Here is an 18,775-nt window from a genome sequence, read left to right as displayed (position 1 = left end):
TGAGCGGACGCTGATGGGACGGGGATTTCCGTCGCGGATTCAACGGCGAGGCGGGGCCGGCGCCACGGGGCGGGGGCGGAGGAACATCAGGACGAGCGTGTCGCGTGGCGGGATCTGGTCGCTGTTGGCGACGAAGGTCCGGTCGGCGTCGTTCGAGGTACTGGCGAAGGGGAGGTCGAGGATGGAGTTGGCGAAGTTGGCGACGGTGATCAGGTCTCCATCGTCGGCGGCGTACCCGGGCTTCTTCGAGACCGGATCGACGTAGAGCTCGCTCCCGGCGAAGACCCAATCCTTCTCGAGAGGGGTCTTCGACTTCTCGGAACGGATCACGCGCCTGGCGTCGATCTCTCGGTCCTTCTCGCCCTCTTTCCACTTCAGGGTGATCGCGATCGGAGAGCCGGTGGGGGGTTCGAACTTGGGAACGAAGCGGACGGGGTGACCGGTCTCGGCTCCGGTCAGGAGGAGCCCGGCGTGGATCGCTCGCGGGGAGGCTTCGGTGGCCAGGACGGCTTCATGCTCTTTCGTCCCCTTGAGGCAGAGCAAGTGTTCGAGCGGGCCCTCGCGGAGGGCCACCCGGGCGCGGACCACGAGCTGTCGCTCGCGGGCGTCGAACCAGAGATGGTGGCCGAGGGATTTCCAGGCGGGGTCGGGGCGGAAGGAGTCGGGCGGGGTCGCCGGCGGCTTATCGGGCGGGGCGGCCGAGAGGATCGTGGCGGTCAGCAAGGCGATCGGAACGGAAAACACGGTCCCTTGCCTCCTCGGTGCGACGTCGATTGGGGACGGCGACGGGCCTGGATTTGACCCGAGCGGGGCCCCGTATCGAGCGTGAGGATGGCGGGGCCACCTCCCAGTAGAAAGCAAAACAGCCGCCGAGGAAACAAGATTCCTCGGCGGCCGCGCGCGTTGGGAGGTACAGACGGGAAACGTTACTGCGTCACGGACGGGATGCCGAGCCGCTCTTCTTCTTCCTCGAGGATGATGATCCGAGGCGTGACCATCAGCATGAGGCTTGAAGTAGTGCGACCGATCCCGATGTTACGGAAGAGGCGGTTGAGCATCGGGGTCTTCGACAGGACCGGCACCCCGTATTCTTTCCGCTCCTCGTTGAGCCGCTTGACGCCGCCCAGGAGGACCGTGCCGCCGTCGGGGACGGTGACGGTGGTCTGGACCGTGGTGAAGGTGAACTGCGGCAACTGGATCGTGCCGTTGATCGCCGCCGAGCCGCCGCCGAGTCCGCTACCGCCGACCGCCGCCGGGACCTGGATCGTGTTGAAGCTTTCCAGGACGGTGAAGGTTGGGGAGAGGGTCATTCGGACGTAGCGACGGTCGGCGGAGACGACCGGGGTCACGTTCAACTGCACGCCGTTCGGGAACGACTGGACCGTGGGCAGGAACGCCACCGAGCCAGGCCCAACGATCGGGGTGAGCGACTCGACGAAGTAGATCTGCTCGGTGTTCGAGATGAACGCCGGGGCACCGTTGAAGGTCGTGACCTTCGGGGCCTGCAGGATGTTCGTCCGCACGTCGCCCTGGGCGGCCGTCAGGAACAGGTACACTTCCAGGTCGCTGAGGAAGGCGAGCCCGAAGGTGGCACCCGCGCCCGGGGTCGAGTTCGTCGGGGCGATCAGGTTGGCACTACCCTGCGTGAACGGGATCGACAGGTTGTTGGAGAACCCGTTGAGCCCGCCGCTGCTGGTACCCACGACGAGCGGTCCGGTGCTCCCCTGGGTGTAGTCGCGGACGGGGTTCACGATGTAGGCCGTCGAGGAGGAAGAACCTCCCGAGCTGCCGCCGCTCGTGGTGCCGCCGCCGCCGCTGCTGCCGCCGAGGCCGCCGAGGCCACCGCCGTTCTGGCCGCCGAGGCCGCCCGTCGTGCTGGTGCCGCCCGAGCCGCCGCCGCCGCCGCCGCTGAGGCCGCCGCCGCCGCTCGACCCGGTGGAGCCGCCGCCCGTCGTGCTGCCGCCGGTGGTGGTGCCGCCGGTGGTGGTGCCGCCGGTGGTGGTGCCGGTGCTCGTCGTCGCGAAGATCGAGTTCGACGCATTCTGCACGGCGATCGTGCTGTGCTTACCCACGGCCTTCGAGAGGATGTCGAAGTTGAAGTCGACACCGATCTGCTCGAAGAAGCTGTCGCTCAAGGTGATGAACCGGACCTCGATCGAGACCTGCAAGTCCTGGAGCCGGCGGAGCTGGCGGAGCAGGTCGGCGATCTGGTCGTGGATCTCCGCCGTGTGTCGGATGATCAGGCTGATCGTCAGGAAGAACGGGGTGATCGAGCCGATCGGCCGCGTGGTGTCGATGCCGCCGGCGTCGCCGCCCGCGTTGTTGCCGAGGCCGTACGACGCCGAGTCGTCCATCCCCGAGCCGTTGTTCACCTGCCAGGTGCCCGGGGCGATCGAGGCCGTGATGAGCTGGATCAGCGGGGTCATGTCGACCTGGGGCCGCTCACCCTTCGCCGTCTTCACGCCCGCGGAGAGCGTCGAGGAACCGTTGGCCAGGGGCGTCGTCTGGGCCTGCTGGAGCGGGTTCGCCGCCGCGTTCGCCGCCGCCGTCGACGGCAGGAGGCTGCTCTGCATCCCGTTCGGGGCCGGCGGGAGCATGAGGTCCGCGACGTAGTAGGTGTGGGGATACGTCGAGGTGAGCGAGGCCTGGGGGCTCGTGATCATGAGCACCTCGTCCTCGATCTTGTAGTTCAGCCCCAGCGGCTTCAGCAGGAGCTTCAGCGCGGACTTCAGGCTGACGTTCGTGACCACGAGGTCGACTTTCGTCGCGGTGGTCAGGTCGACGTCGCTGAGGGCCTTGGGGTCGAGGACGATGTTGAGGCCGGTGTAGTTCGAGAGGAACGCGACCGCCTCTGCCAGCGGCTGCTGGACCATGTTCAGCGAGACCGGGTCCTTCAGCTTGGCTTCGATCTCCAGCGTCTTCGGGTCCTTCTTGAACTCGAGCCGCTGGTTCATCTTCATGCGTTCTTTGGTCAGGTCCTTGAAGTTCTTGGCGAACGCGATGCCGTTGATCTGGAGCTCAGGATCGGCGATCGCGGCGACATCGACCTCCTGGAACGCGGTGAGCGCACCTTCTTCCTTGGCCGACTTGTTCGCGAGGTCGGCCTTGTAGTGACGCTCGGCGCGGGCCTTCCAGGCCAGGATGGTGGCGGCGACCTCGTTGGGGTCGACCTCCTGGGCCATCTTCGCGAACTTCTCCGCGTCCTGGTACTTGCCCTCGGCCATGGCCGTGGTGGACCGGTCCATCAGGTCCTTCATCCGGTCCTTCTTGGCCTTGTCAGCCTCGAAGATCCGGAGCCTCTTGGCCTCGATCTCGGCCTTGAGGGTCTTGTCCTTCATCTTCACGTCGAAGACGAGCTTATCCTTCTTGGCCAGCTCGATGGCGACCTCCAGCCGACGGATCAACGTCCTCGAGACGGTCTCGGGGAGTTCGGCCGCCTTGACCTTAACCGCCTCGAGGGTCGACTCGTAGATGGCGATCGCCTTGTCGGGATCGACATCCTGGAGACGACGGGCCTCGGCGATCTTGGTGCCGACTTCCGCATTGAGCTTCTGGGCCGCGAGGGCCTCGGTGTCCTCGGCCGGCGAGGCGACGTTGACCGTTGCCTTGCCCGCCTCTTCCTGCGGAAGCTTCAGCAGCAGGTCCTGGACCTTCTGCATCGTGGCTTCGTCGAGGGGGGCGTTCAGGGACGCCACCTGATTCAGGAGCATGCGGGCGTGGGCGTGGTCGCCCTTGCGGACCGCGTCGAGGGCCGCTTCATACGTGCTGAGCGCCCCGCCCTGTTCGGCGAGGGCCACCTGGGCGACCAGGTCGTCGGCCTGGGTCTCGAGCCCGGGGTTATTCTGCTTGACATCCAAGGCCTTCTGCCGTGCGGCGGCGAAGTTGCCGGCCGTGTAGAGGGCGCGGGCGTCGTTCAGCAGCTTCTCGGCCGGGTTGTCGAGGCCGGGAGCACCGGCGCCGGCACCGGCGAGGGTCGGATCCGAGAGCGGCTGGATGTTCGGGGCCGTCCCCTCGACCTGCTGGACCTTCGGGTCGGCGAGGCCGGTACCGGCTTCCTTCGCCCGAAGCTGTTCGGCTTCGGCGAACTTGGCGGCGGCGGCCGGGTCACCCTTGGCGAGCAGTTCGTTCGCCTCACGCTCCACCGCGACGCTCGGCGCCTCGGTGGCGGCGACGGCAGTCTGGCCGGGGATCCCGGGCGACTGGCCGGCGCGGGCCATCTCGATGTCGTGGAGGACGGACTCGGCCCGGTCCGCGGTCAGCGACGGGACGACGTTCATCCGCTGGGCCTGACGAGCCTTGGCCTCGGCCTTGCCGTACTGGCCGGTCGTCATCAGGTGGCGGGCTTCCTGCACAAGGATGTCATAGACCCCCTGGCTCGCCTGCTCCTTGGCCCCGCCATTGCGGAGGGCGTCGCGGCGACGCAGGGCGCGGGCTGCGGCGGCCACCTTCTCGGGGCTGTCCTCAAACAAGCCGTAGGCGAGCTTCCACGACTTGACGTCGAGGGCGAGGGCCTCGGCCTGCTCGAACTGCTTGCTATCGAGCAGCGCCCGGGCTTCCTTCAGCTTGGCCTTCGCCGCGCGATGGTCGCGGGGCTGGTCGACGGCCGTGACCGCCGCAACCTTGGGGCGGGCCTTTTCCAAGGCCTCGGCGACCTTGGTCGGCGTGTCGTCGAAGAGGCCCCAACGGACGTCCATCTCCCGGGTCTGGGCCACGAGCTTCGCGGCCTCGTCATAGTTACCCAGGCGGATCTGCTCGCGGGCCGATTGCAGCATCCAGCGGGCGGTCTGCTTAGGATCGCCCGGGGTGCCGCGCGGGTCGCCCGCGGCGGTCGGTCCTGCCGGCACCGGGGTCATCGCCGGGGCCGCCTCGGGGGCAGTCCCGGCTCCGGCCGCACCCGGCGGGGCGGAGAAGAGCGGGGCTGCGGCCGCCGGGGCCGGGGCCGGCTCCGGTGTCGCCGAAGCGGTCGTCACGGCCGAGGTGGCCGTCGGGACCGCGTTGGCGGGCGCCACCGCGGTATCCGCGGGGGCTTTCGCCAATTCCTTCATGTACGCGTCGAGGACGGTTTGTTCGCTGACCGAGAGCTGGTCGCGATAACTGCTGGCCGCCGCTAAATACTTCGATGCCAGCCCGAATTGCCCGTTGTTGAAAAGGCGGGCTCCCGCCTCGAGATAGCGGACGGGCGGTACGGGCGCAGGCGGTCTCGGCGTCGATGCCGGACTGGCTGCATCTTGGGGCGGGGCGGCATACGTGGCCGCTCCCCAAGCGCCAAGAACCAAAAGGGTTGCGAGCGTTCTGAGCCTTCCCAACGCGACCTCCTTTCGCCACTCGCGGAGACAACCGCCGACTTCCCTGGCGACGGTTCCTGACATGCCCCCGCGGCGGGAGACGTGAATCCGGTGGGCCTCCACTATGCCACTGCCTCGGTGGCCAGCGAAGGCATCCGGCTATCCTAAGGGCTTCTCGGAATCGGAGGTGCGAATTCGAGGACGACGCAACCGAGAAAGGAGAAAAGACGTGGCGGTGTAATACCCCGATGCGTTTTTCTAGTCAAGCGGGTTCCGAAAGATTTTTCGGATGGACCGATTGTGCCGATTCTCCGGGTACGTCGGGTCCTATCGACCGATCCCCATCGCTGTCTTCAGCCGATTCTCGCGAGTATTGCCGAATGTGTTCCCCGGTCGACACGATGCTTCGCATCTCGTGATCGACGACCACACCTCGCGATCTCAAAGAGGCGTTTCATAAGAATTGAAGAGAACGTCATTCGAAATGAAGCAACGACCCGACATCGGGCCAGGATAACGCAACACGAGTCGATCCACAGATGACGCCGATGGACACAAATGAAATTGGAACATTTTATGATTTCATCTGTGTCAATCGGCGTCATCTGTGGATGAATCCGCCTGTTCCTGTCGGCGGTCCCTCGGCGGCTCGTTTTCGCCCGATGTCGGTTCGTCGAAATGAAGAGGCCCCCGACGAGACGTCGGGGGCCTTGATGTGATGATCTTCGATTCGGTCGGCGTGTTCGCCTCGTCGGCTCAACGACGCCCGCCCATGGCTCCCATCCGGCCCATGGAACCCATCGGTCCCATCATGGCCGCTCCTCCGAATCTCCCCATCGAGCTCTCTCGCTGCTTGCCCGACTCGTCGAGCTCGCGTTTCGCGTTGATCTCGATGGTCTTGCGGACCTCGTCATGAACGTCGTTCGCCTGGTTGCGGACGATCACCGACCCGTCGTTACGCACCAGGAGCGAGAGCGAGGGGATCTCGAGTCGGCCCGGTGTGTTGAGACCCTTGGGGAAAGGCAGCGAACCCCCCTTGGTGTCGAGCACGAGCTGGTGGGTGTCGAAGTCGATGTTGGCCCGTTTCTTCTGGGTCGTCCCGTCGGTAGTCGGGATCGCGACGGACCTCATGTCGCCGATGATGCCGCCGGGGCTTGCGGGGAAGTTCCTGACGACGGTCACGCCGCTGTCGGGGGTCCAGCGGGCCACCTGGAACTGGATCTCGTCGCCCATCTTGGCGGGGTTCGGGACGGTGTGCATCGCGTACGCGGCGACGTCGGCGGGCATGGTCACCTCGTCCGTCGGCTCGCTCCAGGGGCCGAAGAGCTCGATCGACTTGGTGTCGACACCGGCGTTCACATCCTCATGGCCCCGGTTCGGGTTGAAGACGACGAGCCGGACCCGGAACTTGTAGGTCTTGTCGGGGTCGACGGTGAAGTCGAGAGATCGGATCATGAGCGTATCTTCATCCGACGTCGGGAAGGTGATGGTCTCCCCGCCGCCCATGCCCATGCCCATGCCCCCTCGGCCCATCATCCCGCCCATCTCGTCGCCGCCCATCATGGCGGAGGCGGACATCCCGGCGCCACCGGCTCCGCCCATCATTCCGCGGCGGCCGCCCATCATCCCGGCCCCGCCCATTCCGGCGCCTCCGCGGGCCATCATCGCGGATCGCCCGCCTCCCTCGTCCCTCATGCCGGCTCCTCCGAAGGCTCCGGGCATCGGGGCGACTTCCTTGTTTTCCTTGGGGACGAGGCTGGCGACGTGGACACGCTCCCAGTAACCCGACTTGAGGAACGGGAGCGGGTCGACGAGCGAGTCGAGCCGGACCGTTTCCGGGGTCAACTCTTCCTCTTCCTCGGGGAGGTTGTCGACGATCTCCCAGTTCTTCTCGGAGTCGACGGCCTCCCACTCGGTCCACGAGCCGTCCGACTGGAGGACCTGCCGTTCGACGTCGAGCTGCTTGAAGTGCGGCTGCGCGACCGCCGGGTTCTTGAGCGCCTGGAGGTAGTTGTCGCGGAGCTTCTTGTGGTCGAGGACCCCGGTGATGGCAACCCAACGCAGGCCCTTGGTGATCTCCTTGGGAGGAGCTTCCGGCTCGCCGTTCGTCTCGGCATCCTTCTCCGAATCATTCTTCGGGGCATCCTTGCCGACGAGCTGGCCTTCTTTCCTCTTCTTCTCGAATTCGTACTGTTTCTTTTGCTCTTGCTCGATCTGGGCGGCGCTCTTGCCTCGCCTCCGGCGCTTGCCTTGCATCCCCGCCATCGGGGCATTCATGGGGCGGCGACGCGAGCGGAGGCGACGCGGGGTCTGCGGGATGTCGGCTTCGGTCTTCGAGGTATCGGGGATCCGTTCCCCGTTCTCGTCGAGCTCGAAGACCAACGCGCTACCCCGGCCGGGGAAGGCGTAGAGGTTGGTCGCCGCGATCAGCACGGGGGTGTCGCGGATCAGGCCGCCGCCCGGCTCGCTGGAGATCCAGGGGCTGCGGACCTTGAACACGACCGGGTCGAGGCGGTCCTTGGCCTGTGCGTCGACGAGCTTCTCGAACGCGGCGTCCTTGAGGTCGCCGCTTTCTTCGAGTCGTTTGAGAATATCATCAGGCTCCTGGCGAGCCTTGAGGTTCGAGTCGGCCGCATCGGCGGCCTTGCGCACGGCGTCGGGCGTGGTGTCGATCGTGGACACCGTCGCCGCGGAGAATAACAGCAGCAAGGACACCCCGGTTGCCAGGCCCATCACGACCTTCTCGCCGTGACGGAGGCCTAGCTCCTTTAGCTTGTCGACCGACGCGTTGGCCATGGTGGCAACTCCTCTCGAGATCGATTCTGGGCGATGCGCCGCGGCCCCGTGTTTCCAGGGCCGCAGCACTCGAGGTCTAGATCCGTTCGGCTCGGAATGAGACGGTCATTTCTTGGGAGTCGCGGCTTCGGGGGCCGCCGCTTCGGCCTTGGGGGCGTCGGCCTTGGGCGCTTCCGTCTCCGCCTTGGGGGCGTCGGCCTTGGGCGTTTCCGCGTCGCCCTTGGCCTCCGCCTTGGGGGCATCGGCCTTGGGGGCATCGGTTTCGGCCTTCGGAGCTTCGGCCTTGGGCTCGGGAGCGGCCCCTTCGGCCTTGGGCGCCTCGGTGGCCTCGTCGCCTTCGGCCTTGGCGGGCTCCGTCTTGGGGGCGGCCATCTCGCCGTCGGCGGCGGGTGCCTCCTCGGACTGGCTGGGCTCGGCGGGCGGGTCCACGGGGGGCGGGTTGTAGAACCGGGCCTGGCCGTAGACGGTCAGCTTGACGATGTAGAAGTACGGGTCGTTCATCGATTGGACGACCGACTTCGTTACCTGCTCGAGTTCGGCCTTCTTCTTCTCGGCGCGGTTCTCGTTCCGGGTGTTGACGCCGCTCTTCGTCGCGGCGGCCATCATCCCTCGGCCTCCACCGCCGCCATACGCGTCCATCATCTGCCGCGACATCATCGGGCCGCCGAATCCCGTCATTGGGCTCATCCCTCGCCCTCCTCGCATTCCTCCCATCATCTGGCGCTGCATCATGCCGTTCATGCCCATCCCGCCGCCCATGCCCATCATGCCGCCCATGAATTCCTGGGTCAGGCCTTTCTCGGGCTTGATGACCCTCGTGAGGGGCTTCGAGAGTTCCATCTCCGCCGCCTGGATGCCCATCGGCGAGTTCTCGAAGGCGACGAACAGGTCCTGGATGTGGTCCTGATCGATCAACACGGAGAGCTGGAAGGGGAGGATCTTGAACTGGGAGGTCTCGGACTTGGGCTTGAGATAGTAGACCTGCTCGGCATTCTGTCCGATCCCGCCTCCCATCATGTCCATGCCGCGCATCTGGCCGGGCATTGGTGCGCCCGACTCCTCCTCTTCGGCCGGGGCCGCTTCTTCTCCTTCCCCGGCCGGGGCGTCGAGCTCGGGGGCCTCTTCGAGGGTCTCCCCCTCGCCGATGGAGACCTGGTCCTGGGCCGCCATGTTGCCGACCTCGAGGATGTCGATCTGCTTGATGATCGCCGAGTCCCAGTCCTTGGCCTTGGCGTTCACGTCTTCGATGACCTGGAGGAGGGTCCTCTGGATCCAGAGTCGCTCCTGGGCGGCCCAGACCTTGCCCAGGGTGGGCGGGCCGGGCGGGGTCTCGATCGTGAACGGCGCGGGGCGGAGCAGGGCCTCTTCCGGGGGCGCGGAGACGACGCCGGTCCCCTCGATCGGATCAAAAGGTCGGCAAGTTTTGTAAACGCCTTCGACGTATTTCCGGTAGGCGAGCACGTAGTCGAAGATCGTCTGGTGGACCACGCTGGGGTCGACGTCCTTCGGCCACGCTCGGCCCCACGCCTGGAACTTATCCTTGACGTTCTCGGGCCAGGTCAGGAACGGCTCTTGCCGTTGGTAGAGCTTCTTCCATGACGCATTGACGTCCTTGCTGAGCACGTCCTTCTTCTCGTCCACCAGCGGCTTGTATTGCTCGTTGGGGATCTGGCCGCTGGTGTATTGCTGGACGCCCTTCTTGGCGGAGTTGATCTTCTCGGTCTCTTTCTTGGTCTTATCCTTGATCGGGCCCGAGCCGAGGGCGTAGCCGATCATGGGCAGGAGGGCCGAGATACCCACGACGATCCAGAAGCGATGCTTGATCGCCTGTCTCAGGATTTCTTTGACTTGGTCCATGGTCGCGGTGGCCTTCGATGTACGACGAGTCGGGGATGGGAATCGACCGAGACGCCCGGGCGGCAGGCTGTGGACGTCACGGTCGCGGAGCGTGGCGGTAGAGAAGGCCGGGGAGTGGACCCCCGGCCTTCGGCCTGGGTTACTTGGCCGGGGCGGCGGGCGCGGCCGACTTCGAGGCGTCGCCGGCCGGAGCCGCGGCCGGCTGCCCAGGGGCGGCCTTGGTGTTGGCGGCAGCAGGGCCCGCGGCATTGGGGGCGCCCGCGGCCGGGGCCGGTTGGGTCAAGGCCTTGGCCACCTCTTCCGACTGCTTGTTGGAGACGTTCTCCAGGTCGCTCTCCTTCAAGGTGACGACCGGCTGATTCTTCTCGGCTTCCTTCACCTTCGTGCGGATCTCGACGAGCTTGGCCTTCCGATCCTCGGGCGTCGCCGGGATGTCTTCGGGCTTGGGGGCCTGCCAGATGAGTTGGATCAAGAAGTCGGTCCGTGTGAGCGTGACGACTTTCTTGTCCATCTCGCTTTGGCCCAGCCCCATGCCCATGCCACCGCCCATCTGTCGACCCATCATCCCTTCGCGACCCATGCGGCCTTGCATACCCATCATGGGGCCTCCCATCCCGCCACCCATTCCGCCGCCGCCCATCCCGGGGCCGCCCATCTGACGGCCTCTTTGGCCGCCCATCATCCCTCCCTCTCGCATCATCCTCGAGTTCGCCATCCCCGAGACCCCGCCGCCTTCCTCGCCGCCACCCCCTTCGGCGTCTGCCGGGGGCATCGCCCGATCGAGGATCGGCACCGTCTTGCCCGCGAGGCCGTTGGTCTCGCTCGACTTGAGGCTCGTCCAGTTCTTGTCGGTCGTGAACCAGGGGACGACCACGTGGTGGTAACCTTCGAGCCTCATCTCCGGCGTCATCAAGGCCGGCAGGATCTTCTTGACGAGGTAGCCGTAGCGTCCGAACATGAACTCCTTCTTCACGTCTTTAGTCTTCGAGAGCTCTTCGGGCGTCGGGTCGGGGTTGTAGTGGTGCCCGATGATCTGCACGATCCAGCCGCTCCCGCTCGGGACCTCGGCGCGGTCGTACGGGTGCATCGAGAAATCCTTCGCAACCTTGCTCGGGCCCGACGGGGGTTCGAGCGTGAACCACTCGTCGGCGACGTTGGCGCGCCAGACGGGCTTGATCGCGTCGATGTGGACGCGGAGCCGATCGAGGGTCGCCTGGTTCTCCGGCTTGTCGGGGTCGAGCTTGTATTCCTTCACCGGGTCGGGGAAGTGCGAGTTGATGACCTTCAGGAAGATCGGCCACTTGCCCCGGTCGGTCGCGCCGGCGACGAGCGAGTTCCCCTCGTCGTAGACCTTCTTCCACTCGTCCTTCGCGGTGGTGAAGGCCGAGGCGTAGTCGGCACCCCGCTTGGAGACGGCGTTGGCCTGTTCGACGGCGCTCTTGAACGGGGCCGTGTCCACCTTGGCCAGGGCCCGGTAATCGCCGAGGAAGAGGGCCGAGAACCCGAGCATCAAGAGCGCCGAGGCCGCCAGGGCCCACGGCTTCTTGGCACGGATCAACCGGACCTGCTCGATCTCGGGGGGCAAGAGGTTGGTGTGGATGCCGCTCTTGCGGAGCCCCTGGACGCCGAGGCCATAGGCCACGCCGAAGGAGGGGATGTTCTCCTGGAACTGGGGCGCCGTCTTGACGTCGTCGCCCACGATCCGGAAGAACGTCTCGAGCTTCTCGACCTCGTGGTTGAGGTTCTGTTGCAAGAACTTCTGGAGGCCGGGGAGCTTGAACCCGTTGCCAAGGCCGATGATCTTGATGATCTTGGCGTTGCGGTTGACGCTCGAGTAGAACCCGATCGAGCGGTTGATCTCGCTGGCGAAGTCGTTGAACACGCCTCGCATCGCGGTGAAGATCGACCGGGGGTCCGGGGCCTTGGTGGCGTTCCGCTTCAGGTGCTCGGCCTTGGCGAAGGTGAGCTTCAGCTCCTTGGTGAGCGCCCGCGTGAAGTGGTTGCCGCCGATGGGAACGTTGCGCTGCCAGATCCTCACGCCGTCGGTGATGATCAGGTCGGTGTTGTCCGCCCCGATGTCGATCAGGACGACCGAGCCCTTCTCACCCTTCGAGGCCGGGGCCTTCTCGCCCTCGGCGTTTACACCCTCCGCGGCGGGCGGGGGCGGGCCTTCCTTGAGCTGGTCGAACGTGATGAAGTTGTAGAGGGCGATCGGCCCCATCTGGACGATGTCGACTTCGATGCCGACGACGCGGAACGGCAGGATAGCCCGGTTGATCTGGTCGCGCTTCATCGCGAACAGCCCGACCTCGGCCATCGTGAAGTCGTCGTCGCCGTCTTCGTCGCTCTCGCCGATCTGCTGATAGGACCAGACCACCTCTTCGAGGGCGAAGGGGATCTGCTGCTTCGCCTCGAACTTGACGATGTCCGGGATCCGCTTCTTCTCGACCGGGGGGAGCTTGATGAACTTGACCAACCCCGCCTGGCCGGGGACGGCGATCGCCACCTTGCAACCCTTCAGATCATTCCGCTCGAGGAAGGTTTCGAGCGCCTCCCGGACCAGTTGGTCGGGATCGGCGTCGGGTTGGCTGAGGATCTTGGGATATTCCACATAGTCGAAGGCTTCGGCCGTCACCTGCTCGGGCGTCTCGCCCGGGACGAGCTTCAGGGCCTTGAGGGCGGCCTGGCCAACGTCGAGTGCCCAGACGGGCTGGATCTTCGCCATGCGGTCAGTCTCCTGTCGCGCCCCGAGTGGCGCCCCATCGCAGGTGAACTACAAAAAGTCGAGTGGAACGAAGTGCGGTCGAAACCGACCGGCAGAACGCTCGAGGTCAGGCCAGCCAAAGCAGGACGCCAGGCCCGCCGGACCCCGGAAATCGAATCACGCTAGCACAGGAGTTGACGTATCGTCAACGCGGCGAGAGCCCCCGCTTTCGGAGACGTTGGACGCCCCAACGGCCGGGTCGCGGAAGAGATTCAGCCGGCTTGTCGTCGTGCCCTCGTGACATCTCCTTGGACGCTCTCGCCAATCGGAAGTTCCGAGCCGATCGCGAATTCTCAGGACATCCGGCCCAGAATTCTTGCCCGAACCCCGCCTTCGGCTCGATCGCTTTAGTTTAACACATGGCAGGACAGGAGGTTTCTTTCCTGTGGAGGAAAAGGCCTTGCCCTCACATCCGTTGCGATGTGTTTGATGGCGACGAAGCGTCCGGCGTATCCTGATCGGTCGGAGCCCGTCGGGTGGAGATTCATCCTTTGGCTCGGGTAGGGACGGACCGGCCGTCACTCGCGTTGAAACAGGGGCTTGTCTCGTCGAGGACACCCCTTTACATTGTGGGCTTCTTCCCGAAGAAACCCGGGATCTCCGATCTTCTCGTTGGGTGAGACCCGCCGATGTCCGAATTCTTTCCAGAAATCCCCCGGATCGTCTATGGGGGACCGAAGTCTCGCAATCCGCTCGAGTTCAAGCACTACAACGCGGACGAGGTAGTCGGGGACAAGACGCTCAAGGAGCATCTGCGCTTCTCGGTCGTCTACTGGCATACGTTCAGCAATCCCCTGGCCGACCCGTTCGGCGCGGGGACGGCGCTCCGCCCCTGGGACGACGGCAGCAACTCCGTCGAGAGTGCGTGCCTCAAGGCCCGCGTCGCGTTCGAGTTCTTCGAAAAGCTCGGGGCCCCGTTCTACGCGTTCCATGACCGCGACGTGGCGCCGGAAGGCAAGACGCTCAAGGAGAGCCACGCCAACCTCGACGCCGTCGTCAAGGTTTTCAAGGAGGAGCAGGCGAGGACCGGGGTCAAGCTCCTCTGGGGCACGGCGAACCTCTTCACCAACCCGCGTTACATGCACGGCGCGGCGACGAGCCCGAATCTCGACGCCTTCGCATTCGCGGGGGCGCAGGTCAAGAAGGCCATGGAAGTGACCCACGAGCTGGGCGGCCTCGGTTATACCTTCTGGGGGGGCCGCGAAGGGTACTCGACGCTCCTCAACACCGACATGAAGCGTGAGCTGGACCACCTGGCCCGGTTCCTCCACCTGGCGGTCGACTACAAGAAGCAGATCGGCTTCGGCGGGACGTTCTACATCGAGCCCAAGCCCAAGGAGCCGACCAAGCACCAATATGACTCCGACGCCGCCGCCTGCTTGAACTTCCTGCGGACGTACGAGCTCCTCCCCCACTTCAAGCTCAACCTCGAGACCAACCACGCGACCCTCGCCGGTCACGAGATGATGCACGAGCTCGAAGTCGCCATCGGCGCCGGGGCCCTCGGCTCGATCGACGCGAACACCGGCGATCCCATGCTCGGCTGGGACACCGACCAGTTCCCGACGAGCGTCTACCTGACCGCCCAGTGCATGCTCTGCATCCTCGGGATGGGTGGCTTCACCACCGGCGGCGTGAACTTCGACGCCAAGGTCCGCAGAGAGAGCTTCGAGCCGGTCGACCTCTTCCACGCGCACATCGGCGGGATGGACGCGTTCGCCCGAGGCGTGAAGATCGCCCACGCCATCATCAGCGACGGCCGGCTCTCCGCCTTCGTCAAGGAACGCTACCGGAGCTGGGACAGCGAGCTCGGCCGACGGATCGAGTCCGGAAACGCCAGCTTCGCCGACCTCGAAGGCTACATCCTCCCCAAGGGCGAGGCGGCGAAGAACGCGAGCGGGCGTCAGGAAATGCTCGAGAACCTGATCAACGAATTCATCTGACGCTGCCTGTCGGCATCGATTCGAGACGAAACGGGGGACGCGCGCGACCGGCGTCCCCCTTTTGCTTTTCGTCGGGTCAATCGAATCTTTTCAGCCACGGATGAAACACGGATAATCTGAAGAATAGAATTGAAAATCTATTTAAATCAATTTTTGATCTGTGAAAATCTGCGAAATCTGTTGATGAATTACTTTTTCTTGCCCGTGAGCCCGAAATCGATGACCCGAGACTCGTTCGATCGCCGAGGTCGGGTCTTCGTCGCTTTTTCCTGAGCGGCTCGATGATCCATCGGCTCAGGCGGAGCCGCCGGAGATTGGCCGCTGTCCCCAGGGGATCGGCATCGTCGGTGCTTTGCGGTGTCGGTCTCGGCGAGGGTCGAGTGGCCGGTCCTTGAAGTAGGTGACGAAGCGGACGAGCTGCTTGACGGCTTCTTCGTAGACCTGGCGACCTTTCTCCTCGGTCGCCAGCTCGGGTTCTCCGAGCACGCCGGTCTCGGAATAGCTGCTCGTCCAGGAGACGAGGGTCGCCGGGCCCGCGGCGAAGAGGTCGACCCAGTTGAAGGGGTTGTGTTCCTCGTTGAAGCTGATGACCCCGTTCTTGATCTTGTCCTTGCGGACGTTGTCGCCGTCCAGGTAGAGGTAGAGCGACGTCTCGAGCTCGCAGGCGTGGGCGCAACCGCCGGGGAATTTGCTCTGCCGCCAGTTCGGGAGGAACTCCTTGTCCACGGTCAGCAGGTTCCACCAGGCGGCGACGACGCACTCCGCGTCGGTCTCGAGGTTCGTCCGGCGGGCGGCCAGGTCGAGGTTCGGCATGTTCGAGCCATGCCCATTGAGAAGGATGATCTTCTTGAACCCGTGGTAGGCCAGGCTCTTCGTGATGTCGAGGATCTGGTGGATGAAGTGCTCGAAGTCGGTGTTGATGGTGCCGGGGAAGTCCATGACGTGGCCGGTGTAGCCGTAGGCGACGGTCGGGAGGACCAGGATCGACTCGGGGATCTGCCTCCCCGCCCCGGATGCGATGCCGCCCGGGCAGACGATGTCGACGTCGAGCGGGAGGTGGTGGCCGTGCTGCTCCACGGCGCCGCAGGGGACGATGCAGACCTTGCCCAGCTCGATCGCGTCGTTGATCTCCGGCCACGTTAGCTTCTCATATCGGTATTCTTCGCGGGCTCTTTGGCTCATCGTCGTCCTCGGAGGGTGGGGGCCGGGGGGGCGGAATGAAGGAGGCGGACGTCGACGGTTCGGCCCGCCGATCGCAGACGTGCAGGATGCCGGAATGGTCGGCGATTCTCAAGCATGGGGGACGAGGCCCTGGTCGTCGGCTCACTGCGGATGTGCATGGAATCCGAGCGGAATTCGAAAAGCGAGCAAGCCGTGGTGGTAGGCAGGCCGTCGTTTCGGCTGATGACTTGGGCCGGATGGCCTCAAAACGACGACGCCGACGACGGAGGGAGGGGCACTCCTCCGTCGACGGCGGCGATGCGGAAGGTCGCGAGATCGAAACTCATCCGAGGACTTGGGGGTTCATCTTGAGCGGGCACCACGCCGGTTGGGTACGGCGTCGGGCCTGGGCGTTAGATCGGCGAGACATCTCCGAGACTAGGTTTCGAGCCGGCCTTGGCATGCACGGAGGTCGTCGGTCGGGCCGGTTCGTCGCTCAGAAGAGCAGGATGACGTCGGCAGCGATGGTGAACTGGCTCTTCTTCGTGCCGTCGAAGAACGGGTGGGTGAACTGCGACCAGTCGTATCGCGCTTCGGGCCGGACCCAGAGCCAGGGCTTCGGCTTGTACACGAGGCCGACGGTCTGCTCGTAGAACGTGTCGCGATAGCCGGTCCGCTGTCCGCCGTCGTCGCGGAAGACTTCCGAACGCCAGACGCCGGTCAACTTCTCGTTGAAGGCGTAGAGGAACCAGTTCCCGAACCCTTGCCAACTGTCGTTCCGGTCGGCACCGCCCGAGAAGAGGCCGTTCGCCAAGGTGACGCCGCCGCTGCCGGGGATATTATTCTCATACGAGAGGTCGACTTCGGCAACTTGGGTCAGTTTGTCGGTCCACTTGTAGGAGTAGACTCCGGTGAACGAGAGTCGGTTGTTGCTGCCGTAGCCGAGGTTGCGGCGGCCGTCCTCGTGCGGGGGGATCGTGTTGCCGAGGAGGAAGATCTGCTGGTTGGTCCCCGAGAGGAAGCGAGGATACTGGTTAGGCCCGAAGATGTAAGAAAGGGCGAAGTTCGACTTTCCGCTCTTCGACGTCCAGGTGATGCCGCCGATGTAATTCCACTTGTAGTTGGCGTTGAACCAGCGGTCATAGCCGTTGACCGTACCGTTCAAGATGTTGATGCGATCGGTGAGGTGCAGAGTCGACATCATGCCGAGGTGGGTGAACGGTTGGCCGTAGTTGAACATGTAAGGGACGGAGAGCAACGGTCGGCCGATGGCGGGCACCACTTCATAACCGAGGATGGTGTAGAAGCGACCGCCCTTGACGTCGAGGCCTCCCTTGGTGAGCCAGGGCAGGTGGACCTCGCCGTAGATCTGCGCGGGGTCGTAGCCGAGGAAGTGGTTCAGCCGGAACGAGTGCTCATTGAGCCCTCGCATATGGTTGAACTGCCAGTCGTTGCCGAACAGGTTGTCGACGCGGAAGCCGAAGTTGATCTTGTCGTTCTGCTCGAGGGGGTTCTCGATGACGAGGTAGTACTGGTTCCCCATCCAGCGGTTGGCCTGGCTGTTCGGATTGACGCCGAAGTTGACGTCATTCTTCGGGGTCCCCAGCGTGTTGCCGGTGAAGCTGTTCTCGATCCAGCCGTAGACCTTGACCGGGGCGTCGGCCCGGTTGAAGAAGTTCATCAGGAGCTTGGATTCGTCCTTCCCCGAGCCCTCCTCTTCCTTGGCTTCTTCCGCGGCGAGCTCGCCCGCCTCGGCGGTCGTCGGTTCGCCGCCGCCGCCGGCACGTTCCGCCCTGGGGAGTGCGACGTCCGTCTCATTGTCCGGTCCCGGCGAACCCGTCGGCGAGGAGAGCTCGGAGGGGCCTTCGGCGGCCGGGGTCGTCGGCGAGGGGTTGGGCGGATCCTGTACCATCGACGTCAGGACCGGCCGATCGGACACGGCGCCCCGATATTGGGGGCGAGGGGCCTGCGTCTGGTAGGGCAGGGGGATGGAGGTCGGCGGATAGGCATTTCCGGCTCCAGAAGAGCCGACCTGGGCGAGGCTCTCCCCAGCCCCAATCACCCAGAGCAGACCCAGGACGCCGACTCCTTTGACGATCGGTATTCTCACGGTCATCCTCCTGATATGACGTCGTCCACGAATCCTTTCGTGGACCGATCACATGGCAGCATCCCAGTGGAATGCCCGAATGGACCTCGCTCCTCGTCGACGGTTCGCAACGTCTGTCGAGTGAGTCCTGCTGCGATGGCCGTCGCTCCAACACGGCGAGATCGGGCAAAGACCCCTTGCGGGATCCCCGGGAGAGCCGATCACCTCAAGGAGTTCCACCAACGCGATGTCGGAGAACCAGCCGGTCGCCCTGGCTCCTTTCGTGCTCACCCGCGTTCGATTCAAGGTTACGAAGCCGAGAAGGCAACGTTTCGATCGAGATGCGAGCATTGGGCTTCGATGAGCGAGAGAACGATGGCTCGTCCCCCGGGTCGAATCCCCGCAGCGGTGACGCCAGAACGGCAAACTGACTCCGACTCGCGATTAAGATCGGATGATGTCACCGCGGAAATTAGCGATTCTAGTGATAGATGGGCATGCCCTGGAGATGCGGAAGAATTCGAAGGCGAGGACCTGTGGGTCGGGGCGCAATCCGAGACTCCCCGAAGCAAATCGGAGAGCACGGCTGAGTCCTAAATCTCTGATGCGGCTGTGTGTAAGACCGAGTGGCTAAGGCGCCAGAGTTATCTGCCAGGGTCGTTTGTGAGGGTGCGGGATCAGTCGGAGGGAATGAAATAAAGCCGGCCAGATAGTCTCAACCCTAGTCCACCACCTCTCCCATGGCGACTAGGACGACACTGTCTGGCCGGCTGGTCGGGCCCATGCCACGCTCTTGAGCGAGGGCATGGTCTGTGTAAGAAAGGGCGAGCGGGGGGGTCGTGCGAGGCATCCCGCTCGCCCCTTTGGCGGTAAGTCGATC

General features: G+C 64.8%; 8 protein-coding genes. 1 reads left to right on the top strand and 7 read right to left on the bottom strand.

From position 1 onward, the window contains the following. Positions 1–39: 39 nt before the first annotated feature. The 5 genes from ACYOEI_RS10095 to pilM form a co-directional block, all read right to left on the bottom strand. Positions 40–744, bottom strand: a complete 705-nt coding sequence (locus ACYOEI_RS10095) for a YdjY domain-containing protein (protein ID WP_462849318.1) — start codon at positions 742–744, stop codon at positions 40–42. A 182-nt stretch (positions 745–926) separates the two neighbouring features. Further along, positions 927–5,306 (bottom strand): type II secretory pathway, component PulD, encoded by a 4,380-nt coding sequence (locus ACYOEI_RS10090; protein WP_462849317.1) that lies wholly within the window; start codon positions 5,304–5,306, stop codon positions 927–929. Positions 5,307–6,041: 735 nt separating this feature from the next. Then, positions 6,042–8,081 carry a hypothetical protein gene (locus ACYOEI_RS10085; protein WP_462849316.1) on the bottom strand — a complete coding sequence of 680 codons (2,040 nt, stop codon included), beginning with the start codon at positions 8,079–8,081 and terminating at the stop codon, positions 6,042–6,044. A 105-nt stretch (positions 8,082–8,186) separates the two neighbouring features. After that, positions 8,187–9,938, bottom strand: coding sequence for a hypothetical protein (locus tag ACYOEI_RS10080; RefSeq protein ID WP_462849315.1), 1,752 nt, complete (start codon positions 9,936–9,938; stop codon positions 8,187–8,189). A gap of 139 nt (positions 9,939–10,077) precedes the next feature. Further along, positions 10,078–12,663, bottom strand: a complete 2,586-nt coding sequence (gene pilM, locus ACYOEI_RS10075) for a type IV pilus assembly protein PilM (protein WP_462849314.1) — start codon at positions 12,661–12,663, stop codon at positions 10,078–10,080. 668 nt (positions 12,664–13,331) lie between these two features. On the opposite strand from pilM, the gene xylA reads away from it, so the two are divergent. Beyond that, on the top strand, positions 13,332–14,645 hold the full coding sequence (gene xylA / locus ACYOEI_RS10070; RefSeq protein ID WP_462849313.1) for a xylose isomerase: 1,314 nt from the start codon (positions 13,332–13,334) through the stop codon (positions 14,643–14,645). Positions 14,646–14,939: 294 nt separating this feature from the next. Here the strand turns inward: xylA and ACYOEI_RS10065 are convergent, their stop codons facing one another. Next, on the bottom strand, positions 14,940–15,827 hold the full coding sequence (locus tag ACYOEI_RS10065; protein WP_462849312.1) for a creatininase family protein: 888 nt from the start codon (positions 15,825–15,827) through the stop codon (positions 14,940–14,942). 475 nt (positions 15,828–16,302) lie between these two features. Beyond that, positions 16,303–17,922, bottom strand: coding sequence for an outer membrane beta-barrel protein (locus tag ACYOEI_RS10060; RefSeq protein WP_462849311.1), 1,620 nt, complete (start codon positions 17,920–17,922; stop codon positions 16,303–16,305). Between the last annotated feature and the right edge of the window lie 853 nt (positions 17,923–18,775).

The organism is Singulisphaera rosea (assembly GCF_054877945.1).
Note: the sequence above shows the minus strand (reverse complement) of the source record. Positions and strands in the feature narration are given on the sequence as shown.